This window comes from Vibrio tapetis subsp. tapetis (genome assembly GCF_900233005.1).
Classification (GTDB): Bacteria; Pseudomonadota; Gammaproteobacteria; order Enterobacterales; family Vibrionaceae; genus Vibrio; species Vibrio tapetis.
On sequence record NZ_LT960611.1, the window covers coordinates 1,217,628 to 1,234,709 of the forward strand.

The 17,082-nt window shown below is 43.5% G+C and carries 11 protein-coding genes and 1 pseudogene; 6 read left to right on the top strand and 6 right to left on the bottom strand.

Translation table 11 applies throughout. The annotated features are described in order from the left end of the window. The first annotated feature begins 83 nt into the window (after positions 1 to 83). Entirely contained in the window at positions 84 to 3,050 is a 2,967-nt protein-coding gene (locus VTAP4600_RS05365) for a S41 family peptidase (protein WP_102521845.1), read from the top strand. Positions 3,051 to 3,057: 7 nt separating this feature from the next. On the opposite strand, the pseudogene VTAP4600_RS05370 reads toward VTAP4600_RS05365, so the two are convergent. The 4 genes and pseudogenes from VTAP4600_RS05370 to apbC all read right to left on the bottom strand — a co-directional run bounded on the left by VTAP4600_RS05370 (position 3,058) and on the right by apbC (position 8,525). Continuing rightward, positions 3,058 to 4,268 (bottom strand): annotated as a pseudogene (locus VTAP4600_RS05370) (IS256 family transposase). 92 nt (positions 4,269 to 4,360) lie between these two features. Then, a complete protein-coding gene (locus VTAP4600_RS05375; protein ID WP_102523917.1) occupies positions 4,361 to 6,472 on the bottom strand; it encodes an AsmA family protein in 2,112 nt (703 codons plus the stop codon). Positions 6,473 to 6,627: 155 nt separating this feature from the next. Next, positions 6,628 to 7,269 (bottom strand): uridine kinase, encoded by a 642-nt coding sequence (gene udk / locus VTAP4600_RS05380; protein WP_102521846.1) that lies wholly within the window; start codon positions 7,267 to 7,269, stop codon positions 6,628 to 6,630. A 179-nt stretch (positions 7,270 to 7,448) separates the two neighbouring features. Beyond that, on the bottom strand, positions 7,449 to 8,525 hold the full coding sequence (apbC, locus tag VTAP4600_RS05385; RefSeq protein WP_102521847.1) for an iron-sulfur cluster carrier protein ApbC: 1,077 nt from the start codon (positions 8,523 to 8,525) through the stop codon (positions 7,449 to 7,451). A 165-nt stretch (positions 8,526 to 8,690) separates the two neighbouring features. Between apbC and metG the strand changes: the two genes are divergently transcribed. Next, positions 8,691 to 10,751, top strand: coding sequence for a methionine--tRNA ligase (gene metG, locus VTAP4600_RS05390; RefSeq protein ID WP_102521848.1), 2,061 nt, complete (start codon positions 8,691 to 8,693; stop codon positions 10,749 to 10,751). 165 nt (positions 10,752 to 10,916) lie between these two features. Here the strand turns inward: metG and fadR are convergent, their stop codons facing one another. Continuing rightward, the gene (gene fadR / locus VTAP4600_RS05395) at positions 10,917 to 11,756 is read right to left on the bottom strand and encodes a fatty acid metabolism transcriptional regulator FadR (RefSeq protein WP_102521849.1); all 840 of its coding nucleotides are present in this window, start codon (positions 11,754 to 11,756) and stop codon (positions 10,917 to 10,919) included. A gap of 637 nt (positions 11,757 to 12,393) precedes the next feature. Between fadR and nhaB the strand changes: the two genes are divergently transcribed. Both nhaB and dsbB read left to right on the top strand, forming a co-directional pair. After that, the gene (gene nhaB, locus VTAP4600_RS05400; RefSeq protein WP_102521850.1) at positions 12,394 to 13,983 is read left to right on the top strand and encodes a Na(+)/H(+) antiporter NhaB; all 1,590 of its coding nucleotides are present in this window, start codon (positions 12,394 to 12,396) and stop codon (positions 13,981 to 13,983) included. Between the two features lie 79 nt (positions 13,984 to 14,062). Then, complete coding sequence (dsbB, locus tag VTAP4600_RS05405) at positions 14,063 to 14,593, top strand: disulfide bond formation protein DsbB (protein WP_102521851.1); 531 nt, start codon at positions 14,063 to 14,065, stop codon at positions 14,591 to 14,593. Positions 14,594 to 14,677: 84 nt separating this feature from the next. On the opposite strand, the gene VTAP4600_RS05410 is transcribed toward dsbB, so the two are convergent. Further along, positions 14,678 to 15,289, bottom strand: coding sequence for an SEC-C metal-binding domain-containing protein (locus VTAP4600_RS05410; protein ID WP_102521852.1), 612 nt, complete (start codon positions 15,287 to 15,289; stop codon positions 14,678 to 14,680). A 135-nt stretch (positions 15,290 to 15,424) separates the two neighbouring features. On the opposite strand from VTAP4600_RS05410, the gene VTAP4600_RS05415 reads away from it, so the two are divergent. Both VTAP4600_RS05415 and dusC read left to right on the top strand, forming a co-directional pair. Further along, the gene (locus tag VTAP4600_RS05415) at positions 15,425 to 15,970 is read left to right on the top strand and encodes a type II secretion system protein (RefSeq protein WP_102521853.1); all 546 of its coding nucleotides are present in this window, start codon (positions 15,425 to 15,427) and stop codon (positions 15,968 to 15,970) included. A 57-nt stretch (positions 15,971 to 16,027) separates the two neighbouring features. Continuing rightward, a complete protein-coding gene (gene dusC, locus VTAP4600_RS05420) occupies positions 16,028 to 17,014 on the top strand; it encodes a tRNA dihydrouridine(16) synthase DusC (RefSeq protein ID WP_102521854.1) in 987 nt (328 codons plus the stop codon). Positions 17,015 to 17,082 lie beyond the last annotated feature (68 nt).

Consider the following 17,082-nt stretch of genomic DNA (forward strand, 5'->3'; position numbering starts at 1 on the left):
GCTAAAAGATTCCGCGATTTCACCAGACGGCACCCAACTTGCTTTTACTTACCAGAGTAAGATCTATCTAACCAGTAGTACTGGTGGCGCCGCTCAACCTCTTACTCTACCCACACTCTCTTGTCTGGTCTCCTGATAATCAAACGATAGCATTTGCAGCCGATATATATGGTAACGACGATGTTTTTAGCCTGGTTCTAAATTCTGGTGCGTTCACTCGACACACAACACATTCAGCACCTGACATTCCCACAAGCTTTAGTGCTGATGGCAGTAGTTTGTTGTTCTACACCCATCGTCTAACCACGGAAAAACAAGATTTTTATAGCATCGCCTCACACTCAATTGGCGAGCAAGGTAACCAGCTTTATCAACTGAACATCGAATCAGAAGTTGCTCAAAACATCTTGGCTGCTCCTGTAAGGTCAGCAAATTGGAATGGGACTAACACTTTATTGCTTTATAACACGCCACATAAAGATCAAATTTATCGAAAACACCAATCTTCATACGCTGTGCCCGTTATTTGGCAATACGACCATAAAACCAACATCCACACCCAAATCACGGAAGACAAGGTCGCGGCTGAAAACCCTATTTGGAATCAAGCTGGCACTGGTTTTTACTACCTCAGTGAGCGCAGTGGTAATTTTAACGTGTGGTTTCGGGATCTGAACTCTCAACAAGATACTCAGATGACTGAATACGCTAATCATCCTGTGCGTCACCTCTCTGCCAGCCAATCTGGCGATTTGTTTTTCTCTTACCAAGGAGAGCTGTTTCGTTTAGACAACACTCACTCAACCCCACAAAAACTATCCATCTCTATTCGCCACTTTACGCCTAAAACGACAACTCAATATGAGACAAGCTATGCTGACGGCATGGTGTTATTCCCTGAAAATACGGACGAAGGTCTTTTGACCAGCAATGGCGATATTTTTGCATTTGACGGAATGAAGCAAACGGCTAAAAACCTAACCAACAGCGCGACAGAAGAAAAAGACCCAACTTATACCGCAGACGGCTACGCTGTAATCTATTCTGCACTAAGAGACAACCAATGGGGTCTGTACTTAGGTCAATCACCATTAGAAGAAGAATTACTGTCTGAAGCACCTGTGGTTCAGGAACAGCCTTTCTTGCTAATTGAGGGACACGATGTGACTCAAGCGCAGTTTTCTCCTGATGGCGAACAGTTAGCGTTTATCGTTGACGGTCGCGCTTTACATAGTATTAATCTCGATGACTATGATATTGAGCAACCGCTGATTTCCAATATCGACACAAGTAATGCAACGACAAGTAATCAAAGCGCAGGTAAGAAACTACTTAACAAATTGCTTGATCGTAAAGTAGGACAAAACAGTATTGGTACCGCATTAATCGCCCCCGAAATGGTGAGCTATAAAGATAACGTCAATTACACTTGGTCTCCTGACTCAAAACAGATCGCCGTGACCATAACCCCTGATGCTTCTAGCACCGAAATTGTGGTATTAGATAGCAAAGGCGAAGAGCCTATGATCAGAGCATCGCAAAGCGGCTTTAATAAGTCTAGACCCGTTTGGAGCAGTGATAACCGAATACTCATGTGGTCGACAACTGAGTTTGGTTTAAAGACAGCCGACGGGCAAGATTGGGATGAGTCCATTGTCGGCGTCTTTACTAATCGTAAAGCAATGCGCGACCACAATGATGAAATTGAATTACCCGAGACACAAGAAAGCTTGCCGTTTTCTCGCAAGAGCCTTGAATATCGTCAGGCATTTCAACTCCCCGTATCAAGCCAACTGATTGACTACGCGCTCACGGGAGACTTCCTTACCGTCGTGGCGAACGTAATTGATCCTGCAGGGAACGATAGTACGCAAGTGTTTGAATACAATATTCGAACACAAGAATCTACGCCTCTGTTTTCTGACTTACCACCAGCCACTTCCAGCCGTATTGTTGCCGAGCAGTCGAGTGTCTATTTACTGGCAGAAGGCGAAATATATTGGCTAAATTTAGATAGCTTGGAGTCTGAATCTGTCGCAATTTCACTCCCCATTGAATATCAAAACGAGTCACGTAGGCTCGCCGCTTACCAACAGTTAGTTAAGCAAACGCAAGACAATTTTTATCGTAAAGACATGGGCGGTGTAGACTGGTCTTCATACCGTGACCACTACAAACAATTTTTACCTCACATCAATAACGATCGCGACTTTGCAGTCTTGATCAAAGAACTACTAGGCGAGCTCAATGCCTCACATACTGGAGCTTATGGTTCATCTAGTTACCCAATGACTTACGATGAAACGGCGGATCTCGGTATCATTTTCACGAATCAAGTCTCTGGTTATAACGACAACGGCCTGGTGGTGGAATCTATATTGCCAGGCGGTCCTTTCGATGATGACCAATTAAGCATTTCGATAGGTGACAGGATCATTGCCATCAATGAACACCCCGTCAATACGCTAAGTGAATTGGCAAGCATGCTCAATAATCAAGCAGGAAAAACCATCGAGGTGACTTTAGGCCGTGATGAACAGCATTGGTATGAGCGAGTTAAACCCATTGATGAATATCGAAGCAATGAACTGATGGCAAAGAGGTGGGAGATAAAGCGCCGAAATGACGTAAGTAGCACGACGGATGGGAAAGTTGGCTATGTGTATTTGCCTGATATGAGCAACGATAGTTACTTACACCTTCGCTCTGAAGCATTGGGCCGTTTTCGCAATGCTGATGCATTAATCATTGACGTTCGCTTCAACGGTGGAGGCTTCCTGGCCGATACCCTCATCGAGTTTTTAACCGCTAGAGCCGCAGCTAATGTCACACCGTTGTTAGGCAAACCCAGTTCTGATGCGGGCAGTCGAAGCTGGCTTAAACCATCATTGGTTTTGACTAACTCATATTCCTACTCAGAAGGTTCCGCTTTCGGGCAATATTATCAGGACTTAAAGGTAGGCCCTATCGTTGGGGAGCCCGTACCCGGAACAGGTACCGCAGTCATGGATCTAACCAGTTCCGTGGAGGCTGTAACAGATTCTGTGTAACTGCCATTTAGTTAACGTGTTTATCGAGACGTTCCTCGAACTCGATAATAAACCGACTCATAGCCTGACGCCAGTTTTGAATGGGCATCGTCCATTTCTTGCTGGCGTCTTTGATTGCTAAGTACACCATTTTGGTTGCGGCCTCATCGTTAGGGAAGATCTTCCGCTTTTTTAGTGCTTTACGGATCACGCTATTGAGAGACTCAATAGCATTGGTTGTGTAGATGGCTCTACGGATATCTTCTGGGTAGTTGAAGAGCGTGTTGAGGTTCTGCCAGTGATTGCGCCAGGACTTAGATATTTGCGGATATTGCCCATCCCAGACTTCGCCAAAGCGCTCCAGTTCGAGTAGAGCCTCATCTTCTGTAGTAGAGCGATACACTCGTTTCAGGTCGGCAGTCACCGCCTTATAGTCTTTCCAAGACACATACTTCAATGAGTTCCGCCCCATATGGACGATACAAAGCTGAATATGCGTTGGGGGAAGACAGTATTGATAGCGTCAGGAAAGCCCTTCAATCCATCTACACACGCAATAAGGATATCTTCAACACCACGTTGATTGAGTTCAGTTAGAACACTCAGCCAAAACTTAGCCCCCTCGTTTTCGGCTATCCACATGCCCATTAGCTCTTTCTGACCATCGGTGTTAATACCTAAAGCAAGGAAAATCGACTTATTGATGATACGCTTGTCTTGACGGATCTTGACCACAATACAATCGAGATAAACGATAGGATAAATGGCATCGAGTGGCCTTGATTGCCACTCCACTATTTCTTCTATCACCGCATTTGTGACGCGCGATACGAGGCTGGGTGATATCTCCGCACCGTACCACTCATCGAAAGCGTTTACGATGTCGCGCGTACTCATTCCTTGGGCGTAGAGCCACAAGATTTTGTCATCCATAGAGGTAAATCGTGATTGGTGTTTTTTGACTAGCTTGGGGTCAAACGAGCCAAGGCGATCCCGAGGTGTATCGAGTTCAAACTCGCCATCTTCGGTTTTTACGCGTTTGCTACTCTTTCCATTGCGGCTATTATTCGATCTAGAGGGTTGGTGTTTTTCATAGCCAAGATGCTCATCCATTTCCGCATTGAGTGCGGCCTCAACCGTAATTTTTTTCAGCATTTGGCTGAACTCAGTTAAGTCCTCAGGGGTTTTAATTCCTTTTGCTGCTTCCTTGGCGAAAGCTTCAAGCTCTTTCTTGTTCATATTGCCTATCCTTAGCCTTTAAGGCTTAGTTTAGGCAATTACACAGAAGATTGAGACAGTCTCTTTCATTTTATTTAATGACGTGCATTATGTTAGTTAAATAGACCCTTTAATAACTGGTCAGCCAACTTCTTAGTGTCGTCTTCACCCACTTTGTCTTTCAACAGTTTTTTCAAACCGCGTTCCGCTTCTTTCTTGGCTTTCTCTTTTAGCACATCATCAAATACAAGTTTGTATTGAGGCTGCGTCCAAGAACCTGAAACGTTAACAGGGATGGTTAAGTCACGTAGCTCTTCTATGTCTTTGCCACCTTGGCCTTCTAATGACCCAACAATAGACGCTCTGATCAACATGTCGACAGTTTCATTGACATAATCAGCTTGGCCACTGCCGGTCACTCGCAGCAATGGAGACTCCATGTGCATATCGGTGGTCTCCATCACCCCTTTATTTAGATTAAGGGTTGCCGTTAGCGCGCTAAAGTCTGTTTTCTTCTCTTGATCGCCACCTTCAACCTTTTGTCCTTTGAACTTAGCGTAGTTACTGCGGATCATATGAGGCAGATTCACTCCATAAACAGAACCATCTTCGAAGTTAATTTTAACCACTCCGGCAAGATTTTTCTTCAACTCAGAAGGCTTTAAGCTTTTCCCTTTCACATCAACGTTGATGTTGCCAGTCCCTTCAACTAAGTCAAACTGAGCGACATCCACCAGCAATGGATGCACTTTTACGCCTTTAATCTGCTTACTAACCACATAGCTTGCTGGCGATTTACGCGCGTCTAGTTGACCCGTAGCCTTAATGCTGCCTTGGTATAAATTCGCACTAAATGTTGTCAACTTAGCAACACCACGGTTAACACTAAATTTGGTGGTCACTTTTGCAAGCTTCGCGTTCGCTGCCTTAAACTTATCAATCACAATCGAGCCTTTTACATCTAGGCCTTTCAATGCTGATAGATCGGGTTCAACTTCAACTGCGGCCTTGCTCGCGGGTTGATCTGAGGATGCCGTTTCCCCCCCTGTACTTGCTGTTGCAGGTGAAGAACTTAAACCAAGAAATTCATCCAAATCAATATTTGGGCTATGTAAATTGAAACGAATCTTTGGAATATCAGCCAACGTCACATCAGCTTTACCATCAAATTGAAGCTTATTCGCGGTGAGCTTGTTTAATGCAAAAGCCAAATGCCCTTTAGCCACATCAAACGTAAGCCCTGAGTCCATTGTCACTTTCATCGGTGATTGAGGTAGAGCTTTGCCTTCTAAATTCGAATCCAATACCAACTTGTCGAGCGTTATTTGGCTAAACTCACTATCAATGATTAATTGTGTACTGGCTTTGGCGTCCAAGTCGAGATCAGCCGCACGGCCTTTCAAGGTAAATTCTAACGTATTCGGCACACCAAAATTCAAGCTAGCCAGCGCCACTTTTGCTTGCTCAATATTGGTTGTCGGATCATTAAACTGACCATCAAATTCTAAATTCTTAATTTCGTAACGGGTAAAACCCTGACCGAGTTTTACATCCACTTTCCCGGTAGCCGCAAATGACTGCTCGCCGTTTCGGCCTTTTCCGTCAAATGCAGCGTGCGTCCATTTATCAAGTGCAAATTCAGTCAAAGTAAAATTCAAATCAAACAGTTCAAGATTACTGGCTGTTTGTTGATTCTGCATTTGAAGTTGAGCGTTAGTCACTGAAATCCCAGCTAACTTAATTTGCCACTCGTCTACTGCTGAATTGGACGTCGACGAAGGTGTTTCGTTAGTCGCAGTTGGCTCGGTCGTTTGTTCAGCTTTAGCCGTACTTGATTGAGAAAGTGCATCTAGGTTACTTGCGCCACTTTTCAACGTTTCAATAGCAAAGTGTGCACCGTCTAAGTCGACGTTTCCAATCACAAGCTGCTTGTCTAACAGCGGCATCACTTCGATTGCCAAGCCGACCTTTTCAATGCTGAGCATATTAACCGCGCTAAATCCCGCTGGATTTTTGAGTTCGGTTTTTCCTAAACCAAAACCAAGAGAAGGGAAGAATTGCCAGCTGATGTCGCCATCAATCACAAGCTCTAAACCCGTTTGTTGCTTAGCTTGATCAACAATGAGAGGTTTAAATTGATTAGGGTTAATAAACAGGACTAAGGCAAGTACCGCTAAAACGATAACGGCAATAGGGATAGAGATAAATAAGAACAGTTTTTTCATTTTTTCTTCCTTTCCATTAAGAAGAACAACGCCAGTTGCTAGATTTTGTTTACCTAGGTTTACAATACAAAAGTGGCGCATAATGCGCCACTTAAAATCATTGTATTTACATCAGTTTTCGAGAATGAGACGAAAACTGAAGCATTGCTAAACCACTATGCTTTTAGCAATTTTGCAATATGTGCTTTTAACACGTCAATCGCGATACGGTTTTTACCACCACGAGGAACGATAATATCCGCATATTGCTTCGACGGTTCGATAAATTGCATGAACATCGGACGAACGGTTTCTTGATACTGTTTCAGCACAGACTCCATTGTACGACCACGCTCTTCTACATCACGTTTAACACGACGCAACAAACAAATATCTAAAGGAGTGTCCATAAAAATGGTCGCGTGCATCAGATCGCGAAGACGAGGATCAGTAAGAAGTAAGATACCTTCTAAGATGATCACTTTTTTCGGAGTTAATGTAGTTGATACGTCAGTGCGGGTATGTTCAGAATAGCTGTATTCTGGAACTTCTACCGCCTCCCCTTTCATTAAAGCTTCTAGATGCTCACACAATAAATTGTGATCGAGTGCGTTTGGATGATCGTAGTTAGTTTTAACACGCTCTTCCATGCTTAAGTGGCTTTGATCGTTGTAGTAACAATCTTCCGTGATCACACCGATGTGATCGTCCCCTACTTTGGCACGAAGCTCATTAAAAATGGTGCTTGCGATTAAGCTCTTTCCAGAAGCAGAAGCGCCAGCAATTCCTACGATGACGCATTGATTATTATTAGACATGTTAAGTGCACCTGATGCGAGTATGGTGTCAAGACAAAGATAAACCGCCCGATTATAAGGGCTTAAAACAGTTTATTCCAGCAATGAATCCTCTGTTTTCAATCGAGCGTATGTTTGTTGAACGCACACTATAAACGTAATCGTTTGCATGCCTATTGAGCCTAGACGCAAATTTAACGTTAATCTATTGCCATGATATTAATTGCTTGAGGTTTTGCTTTTCCTTGCCAATAAATTTGAGCGGCAACGCGACCCGCAAGCTGTTTATATTGACCACTGTGCTCACTGTCTGGCCTTGCTACTACGGTTGGCTTTCCGTTATCTATGTCTTCTCGTAATAATAAATGCAGCGGTATCTGCCCTAACAAGGATAACCCATATTCTTCGGCCATCTTTTGTGCGCCACCTTGGCCGAAAATCGCTTCATGATGCCCACATTGACTGCATATGTGGTAACTCATGTTCTCGACGATGCCCGCCACAGGTACTTCTACTTTATCTAGCATCGCAACACCTTTACGAGCATCCGCCAATGCTAGATCTTGAGGCGTTGTCACAATTACTGCCGCGGTCACAGGGATTTGCTGAGCTAACGTAAGTTGAACATCCCCCGTACCAGGAGGCATATCTATTACAAGATAATCTAAATCTGGCCATTGAGTTTCATTGAGAAGTTGAGCGAGTGCTTTTGATGCCATTGGTCCACGCCAAATCGCCGCTTCGTCTTGATCAACTAAATAACCAATAGAGTTACTGTATAAACCGTGCGCTTGGATCGGTTGCATCCATTTGTTGTCTCGAACTTCTGGCTTTGCTTGCTGAGTACTCAGCATCATTGGCACCGAAGGACCATAGATATCAGCGTCTAGAATTCCGACCTTAGCACCATTAGCCACTAATGCGAGTGCTAGGTTCACCGCCGTGGTCGATTTACCCACACCGCCTTTTGCCGAACTCACCGCTATAATGTTCTTCACACCAGAAACCGAACTTTTAACGGTTGTTTCTAAGGAGGCAACGTCCGTTACTATTTGGAATTCAAAGTTTGGCACTTTCGCCATATCTATCTGAGTCTCAATCCAATTTTCGAGGTTTTGAGCTAACTCGTTATTAGAAAATGGCAATGTGATTTTTACTTTGCCTGACGCAAGCACAACCACCCAACCGGCCGCATGGCTCCAGTCGGCCGTAAGTAAAGGGTGTTGAAATTGTTCTAACCATTCGCACAGCTCGAGTTTTGACTTAAATTGTTCCATCTAAACCTCCAAAGATTATGGGCTCATGCTAACACTGTGCTTAGTTTTACCAAACCCCAAAAAATATGAGGCGAACCTAGCCTGAGTCCCTTGGAGTCAGAGCCTGCATGAGGTAATATTGACCGCTAAGTTTTTAATACCTCTCTAGTAAAGCGAATTATAAGTATGGCGACTGATCCAAGAAAAATGTTGGTAACTTGTGCCCTTCCGTATGCAAACGGTTCTATCCACCTTGGCCATATGCTCGAGCATATTCAAGCGGATATTTGGGTTCGTTACCAGCGCCTACGCGGCAACACTGTTAATTTCATCTGTGCTGACGATGCTCACGGCACGCCAATTATGCTTAAAGCACAACAGATGGGTATTACACCTGAAGAGATGATCGCCGCAGTAAGCGAAGAACATCAAAAAGACTTCGCCGGTTTTGATATCAGCTTTGATAACTATCACAGCACCCACAGTGAAGAAAACCGCGAGCTGGCGTCTCATATTTATCTAGAGCTTAAGAAAAACGGCTTTATTTCTAGCCGCACCATTTCTCAGCTATTTGATCCTGAAAAAGAAATGTTCCTACCTGATCGTTTCGTTAAAGGCACTTGTCCGAAATGTAAGTCAGAAGACCAATACGGCGATAACTGTGATAACTGTGGCGAGACATACAGCCCAACAGATCTTATCGACCCTAAATCTGCCGTTTCTGGAGCAACACCAGTAATGAAAGATTCTGAGCACTTCTTCTTTGACTTGCCTCAATTTGAAAGCATGCTAAAGGAATGGACTCGTTCTGGTTCTTTGCAAAACGAAACCGCTAACAAAATGCAGGAATGGTTTGAGTCTGGCTTACAACAGTGGGATATCTCGCGCGATGCGCCTTACTTTGGTTTTGAGATCCCTGGCGAAAAGAACAAGTTCTTCTACGTTTGGCTAGATGCACCAATCGGCTACATGGGTTCATTTAAAAACCTTTGTGACAAACGCGACGATCTCGACTTTAACGAATACTGGAAAAAAGACAGCACAACTGAGCTTTACCATTTCATTGGCAAAGACATTGTTTATTTCCACAGCCTATTTTGGCCTGCAATGCTAGAAGGCAGTGGTTTCCGTAAGCCTAACAATGTGTTTGTACACGGTTATGTAACGGTAAATGGCGCGAAGATGTCTAAGTCTAAAGGAACGTTTGTAAAAGCAAGTACTTACCTAAACCACCTAGACCCTGAATGTTTACGCTACTACTACGCAGCTAAACTCAACAGCCGTATCGATGATCTTGATCTTAACCTTGAAGACTTCACTCAACGTGTTAACGCTGATGTGGTAAACAAGATTGTTAATCTCGCATCACGTAATGCTGGCTTCATCACTAAACGTTTTGAAGGTAAGTTGTCTGCAACTTTTGCAGAGCCTGAACTTTACAACGAGTTCGCGGCTGCCGCCGAGCGCATCGCTGAATGTTATGAAGCGCGTGAGTTTAGCCGTGCTATCCGTGAGATCACAGCCCTTGCTGACAAAGCGAACCAATACGTTGATGAAAAAGCACCGTGGGTAGTCGCTAAAGAAGAAGGCAAAGATCAGGAGTTGCAAGACATCTGTTCGGTAGGTATTAACCTATTCCGCGTACTAATGACTTACTTGAAACCTGTTATGCCTGAGCTTACCGCCCGCACTGAAGCTTTCTTAAATGAGACGCTAACATGGGAAGGCGTAGCTTCACCGCTAACTGACCACGAAATCACTAAGTTCAAAGCTCTATTTAATCGTATTGACCCTAAAAAAGTTGAAGCGATGATTGAAGCCTCTAAAGACGATGCCGCCGTAGAAATGGCAGCAAAAGAAAAAGCAGAAGCCGCTAAGAACAAAGCAAGTCAAACCGAGCTAGAAAAAGAACCGGTTGCCGAGGAAATCGAATTCGATGACTTTGCTAAAGTCGATATGCGTATTGCTCGTATCATTTCTTGTGAAGAAGTGCCAAAAGCGAACAAGCTACTTAAATTCCAATTGGATATCGGTGGTGAGACTCGCCAAGTATTCTCTGGTATTAAGTCTGCATACAAACCAGAAGAACTTGAAGGTAAGCTAACGGTCATGGTTGCTAACCTGAAACCACGTAAGATGAAGTTCGGTATGTCTGAAGGCATGATCCTAGCCGCAGGCCCTGGTGGCAGCGATCTTTGGATTCTAGAGCCGCACGAAGGCGCACAACCTGGCATGCGTGTGATGTAATTAAGGCTAAAGGCTAAAGGCTAAAGGCTAAAGGCTAAAGGCTAAAATTGTAAACCACTTACTGATTGGTAAGTGGTTTTTTTGTATCTATAACAAATGGGCATAAAAAAGCCCGCTAAGTTTAGCGAGCTATTTTAATTCAATTGCACATAACGACTAAATTAATTAGCTGTCATCTTCAGTGAAATCGTGAGGAAGATTTTCTTTCATTTCGTTCCAAATCTTGCCACTTTCGATACCATAATGGCGAATAAGAATAGGCAGAGCTTCGCGATTTTCTTGTTCGCACACTTCGTGCAATTGCTTGTAGAAGTCTAATGCAAGCTCGCGAGCTTCTGGGTTAGAAAAATAAAAACTACCCACACGATCGTATAATTTTTTAATCCCATTAAAGATCAAACCGTAGATTTGGTTACCTGAATGGAATGCTAAGCGTTGGAATAACATGTAATCGTAGAAGTTAAACGTACGTGCTACCAAAATACCTTGACGTTTTTGTTCGTCTTTCTCGTTGTCGTCTTTGATGCTCAGCTTAAGCTTGTCTTTATAAGGAGAAGCCTCGTAAAACTCATCCCAACTTGGTGACTGCATTAACTGTTCACATGATTCAATAACACTCGCAATTGTAACCAACGACTGATCTTTATTGCCTTTAAATGCATAACGCATAAAAATAGGGCTGATGCTGGTACGTGCTGCAAGAAGATCTTCAACAATACTTGTTGCATTGTCGGCATCTAATGTCATCAAGGTATCCAGAATATGCAGGCTCGATGTCTCCATAAACTGGTTTACTTTTGTTGGCTTACCATGCTGAATGGTTAACCAACCATCGCGAGCTAGACGTTGCAGTACTTCTCGAAGTGTTGTTCTAGTTACGCCAATCAACTCAGACAGCTCACGTTCAGCCGGCAATATTGAGCCTGGAGGAAAACGTCCTTTCCAAATGCTCTCGATAATGTACTTTTCAGCGAAACCTGCTGGGCTCTTTGCCTTAATAACCATGAAATCAACTATCCGGTGGGACTCAATACAAAAATTGGACTCATCATACCACTACTTTTATGGATCGCGAAAATTAGTCTCTATTTACGCAACACTTTAGCTCGCTGAAAAATGTTAAATTTGATGAGTTTGACCTGTTAAGAGCAATAACGTGAATTAAGTCGCATTTCTTATCATTTGCAACATTAGAGTAACGAATAACCTAGAAACATATCATTGCAATTAATAACATTTAGCATCATTAACTTAGTGCGAATTAATAGATGTACATCTGATAAGATCCTGATTTATATGTGGTTGCACTACGCACCCACTTGCACTTTAAATTTGTAAGGATATATTACATTTCATGGTATCCTTACTCGGGTACAAACGAATCAAAATTCAAATATCTCACTTTTTAATTTCAATAACATTTTTCTATTGACTAAAAAATAGGTAAGAGTAGAGTTTCGTTCGAAAATATGGAGTGTTTGTCTTATTCACGGAATGACATAGCTAAGCGCGCAGTTCTCAAGATTTTGCCGCCCAAGGTTGTTCCTTTTGGACAGATCAGTTTTCTGAGGAAACCCCATTTCCTTGGTTCAGGGATACAGACACATTCTTAGTGTGAATTTTACAACAAAAGAGCCTTATCATGCCGATGTCACTCGGAAACGCATTTATTAAGAATTTTCTAGGCAAAGCACCAGATTGGTACAAACTTGCCATTATTTCATTCTTGGTTATTAACCCAATTGTTTTTTTCTTCGTTGACCCGTTTGTAGCAGGTTGGTTATTGGTGGTTGAATTCATTTTTACGCTGGCAATGGCGCTAAAATGCTACCCACTTCAACCCGGTGGCTTATTGGCAATTGAAGCCGTCGCCATAGGAATGACGAGTGCTGAACAAGTAAAGCATGAACTGGTAGCGAATATAGAAGTCTTATTGCTCTTGATCTTCATGGTTGCTGGCATTTACTTCATGAAGCAGCTTTTGCTCTTTATCTTTACAAAAATCCTGCTTGGCATTCGCTCTAAGGCTTTACTATCGGTCGCATTTTGTTTCGCCGCAGCCTTTCTTTCTGCCTTCCTGGATGCGCTAACGGTAATCGCTGTTGTTATCAGTGTTGCTGTTGGTTTCTATGCTATCTACCATAAAGTCGCTTCAGGAAAGGGAAATAACACAGCCCATGACCACACAACAGATGATGGCCTCTGTGAAGTTAGCCGCGATGATCTAGAGGATTACCGTGCGTTCTTACGTTCATTGCTAATGCACGCAGGTGTAGGTACTGCACTGGGTGGTGTAATGACCATGGTTGGTGAACCACAAAACTTAATCATTGCCGATCAGGCTGGTTGGTTGTTTGGCGAATTCATAATGAGAATGCTGCCTGTAACCTTGCCGGTTCTGTTCTGCGGCCTAGCAACAAGTATGTTAGTTGAGAAATTTAAAATCTGTGGTTATGGGGCTGAATTGCCTGATAGCGTTCGTAAGATTTTGGAAGACAACGATATTGAAGAGCGTAAGCGTCGTACAAAACAAGATGTTGCACGTCTTTGGGTACAAGGCATCATCGCTGTTTGGCTAATCGTAGGATTGGCGCTTCACTTGGCGGCTGTAGGCCTTATTGGCTTATCTGTGATTATTCTTGCAACGGCATTTACCGGTGTTATTGAAGAGCACTCTTTAGGTAAAGCATTTGAAGAAGCCCTTCCGTTTACAGCTTTATTGGCAGTATTTTTCTCGATTGTTGCCGTAATTATCGACCAACATTTATTCAAGCCAGTTATTGATGCGGTGTTAAGCCTCGAAGGTGGTCAACAAATGGTGATGTTCTACATTGCCAATGGTGTTCTTTCCATGGTGTCTGACAACGTGTTCGTTGGCACGGTTTACATCAACGAAGTAAAAACAGCTTTGCTTGAAGGCGTGATTACACGTGACCAATTTGACTTGTTGGCGGTTGCTATCAATACCGGTACTAACCTACCATCGGTTGCAACACCGAATGGCCAAGCCGCTTTCTTGTTCTTACTTACGTCTGCCTTAGCACCATTAATTCGTTTATCTTACGGGCGTATGGTCATCATGGCGTTGCCTTACACCATCGTGTTAGCGTTGGTAGGCCTATTTGGTATCGCGTTCTTACTCGAACCGATGACGGCATGGTTCTATGATATGGGATGGATAATCCACCATTCAGATAAAGCCATTGGTGCCGCAGCCGCACTCGCTCACTAAAAAAAATTATTGAATAGCGAACTAATTCAAGTTAAAAAGCTCTGAGTAATCAGAGCTTTTTTATTGAGGACGAAATACTTTGAGCTTCTTATACCCTATTAAACAGTTTTCTGAGTCTCGAATTTCGTGGCTTCTTCTCCTGTTAAGCATTTTGGCCTTTGAATTAAGTGCCTTGTATTTTCAGCATGTCATGATGTTAGCACCATGCGTCATGTGTATTTATGAGCGCGTTGCCATGTTTGGTGTCAGTGGAGCGGCGCTCATTGGGCTACTTAATCCAAAAAACGCGATTGTGCGTTGGTTAGGCTTTGCCGCATGGGGAGCAAGTGGTTACAAAGGGCTTGAGCTTTCAATGCAGCACGTTGATTACCAGTTTAACCCTTCTCCGTTTGCAACTTGCGATATCTTTGTGAGCTTCCCTGACTGGGCGCCTCTTCATAAATGGTTCCCGAATATTTTCAACGCCTACGGCGATTGCAGCAAAGTAGTCTGGCAATTCCTTGGCCTTTCTATGCCTCAATGGCTAGTGATTATATTTGCAGGCATTTTGGTTGCACTGGCTATTGTCGTCATTGCTCAGTTATCTAAACCAAAATCTCAATTTCGTTAATCGAAGCTTTCTGATCTATTCAAACTAAAACAGCTCCCAATTGGGAGCTGTTTTTTTAACTGAGACAAATTCAATCAATCAGAACTACTTTCCGCAGCATTGTTTGTATTTTTTGCCACTGTCGCACGGGCAGGAATCGTTGCGACCGATATCTTTAAACGGGTTCACACGCTGAGCTTTACCCCCCACCATGGCTTCATCGGCCGCGAGCGCGACTTCCATGACCATCACATCAAACTGATCAACAAAGTCAGACAACAATGGCGCTGGAATAATACCCGCTTGCTCCATTTGTTTACGTGTTTGCGACTCATCGATTGCCAGCATCATGGTCGTCAGCAACGCTTGTAGCATACGTAAACTGCCGTCTCCCATTGCAGCTTCTTGCCATTGCGTTTCAATGACAGGCCATACGCTCATAAAGCCCTGAGAATACTCAGCAAGGTTTGAGTTAAGATCAGGCTCAGCCAGTAGCGTCAAAGGTGAGTATTCACTTCTTTTAAGCAGGTTGTACTGCTGGTTAATTTGACCAACAACAATAGGATTAATGACTGCAGCATCGTCACCCGCAATGTCATTCAACCATACTTCAGGTTGAAGAGGCTTGGTCGCGAGATTTGAAGCAAAAATGGCGCCTTCTAAAAATACAGCGCTTTCCCCTTGCCAGCTTTCTGGAAGATTTACAATTTGATACATTTGGTTACGTTTATTTATAAAGGTGTTATGCTCCGCATTATATCAACAATACATCCTGCGTTGCCAATCTCGATGCGCCATAAAACTATACGAGATGGTTGCTAACCTATTTATATTTGCTTGCGAGTCCCAGAAATGTACCGAAACACCAAAGGGTTTACCCTAATTGAATTGGTGGTCGTGATCGTGATCTTAGGCATTTTAGCCGTCACCGCTGCCCCCCGTTTTCTAAATGTAAGTCGAGACGCTCATCTCGCCCGTGCTAAAGGCGCATTTGCTGCCTTTATCAACTCTAGCCAGCTATATCATAGTAAGTGGCTCACTACTGGTGAACCTGATAGTTCATTACCGCTAGGTGGATACGGGGATGGTGACATCTACCCATCTTATACTGGTTATCCTCTGGCTGTAGGTCATATCCCCGTTTCTGGAGGCACAAAACTAGAAGGGCCTGATTGCTCTAAAATATGGACATCTCTAATGAATACCGACCTTACAATTAGAGACCATGGAAGTAGCGTATTCCCTTCAGATCAAGATATGGTTAGTTGGTTTACTGGCGATCAAAAATGTTACTACTATTACACCTCAGGGTTTGGACCGGGTGAAAGCCTCCAGCGACTTAATTACTCCCCCTTTACTGGTGAGGCAGAAGTTACCGAGAGTACCCCTAGTAGTTAATGACTTTTATTACTTAACATCCTACAATCGCGCCTCATATTTTTAAGGCGAAGTGGTATGCGAGTAATATTAGGTCCAATGGAAGGTGTGCTAGATCATCTGATGCGAGAGATCCTTACCGAGATCAACGACTATGATCTGTGCGTAACTGAATTTGTTCGTATCGTCGACCAACTCCTTCCAGATCATGTCTTCCATCGCCTATGCCCTGAACTAGAGCAGGGCTCGCAAACTAAGTCTGGTGTCCCGATCCACATCCAATTACTTGGTCAAGACCCGAATTGGATGGCAGAAAATGCAGTAAGAGCCGCTAACCTTGGTGCAAAAGGAATCGATATTAACTTTGGTTGCCCCGCGAAAATGGTCAACAAAAGTAATGGTGGAGCTGCATTATTAAAGCAGCCAGAACTCATTTACCAAGTAGTAAAAGCCTGCCGAGAAGCCGTCGATCCAAGTATTGCTGTAACGGCAAAAATTCGTTTAGGGTGGGAAGATCCTGAAGATTGCTTTGATATAGTTAATGCGATAGAACAAGCCGGAGCCAATGAGTTAACCGTGCATGCCCGAACTAAAAGTGGCGGCTATAAGGCCAGTGAAATTAAGTGGCATTATATTGATGAGATTCGAAAGAGAACCTCAGTACCACTGATTGCTAACGGCGAAATATGGAATTATCAAGACGGCCAAGACTGTATTAAAGTCACTGGTGTCGATTCTTTAATGGTATGTCGTGGCGCGTTCAACGTCCCAAACTTGGGTAATATGGTAAAACACAACCACCAAGCGATGCCCTGGCATGAAGTTGTCGACTTATTATTGCAGTATTCTCAATACGAGATGAAGGGCGATAAAGGGCTCTACTACCCAAACCGAGTTAAGCAATGGTTCTCGTACCTACGTCAGCAATACCCACAGGCTGCGGATCTGTTTAGGGAAATCCGAACGTTTAATAAAGCCGCTCCTATCATTGAGCACATTGAACGCTATCGATTAACACTCGATCAGTCGAGTAATCAGACAACACTGAATATCCTCCAGCGTTAACTAAAGCAATAACGTCTAACATTGCCCAAACCTAGTGATTTTTAGCGTAAAAAGTCACTAGGCTCTTT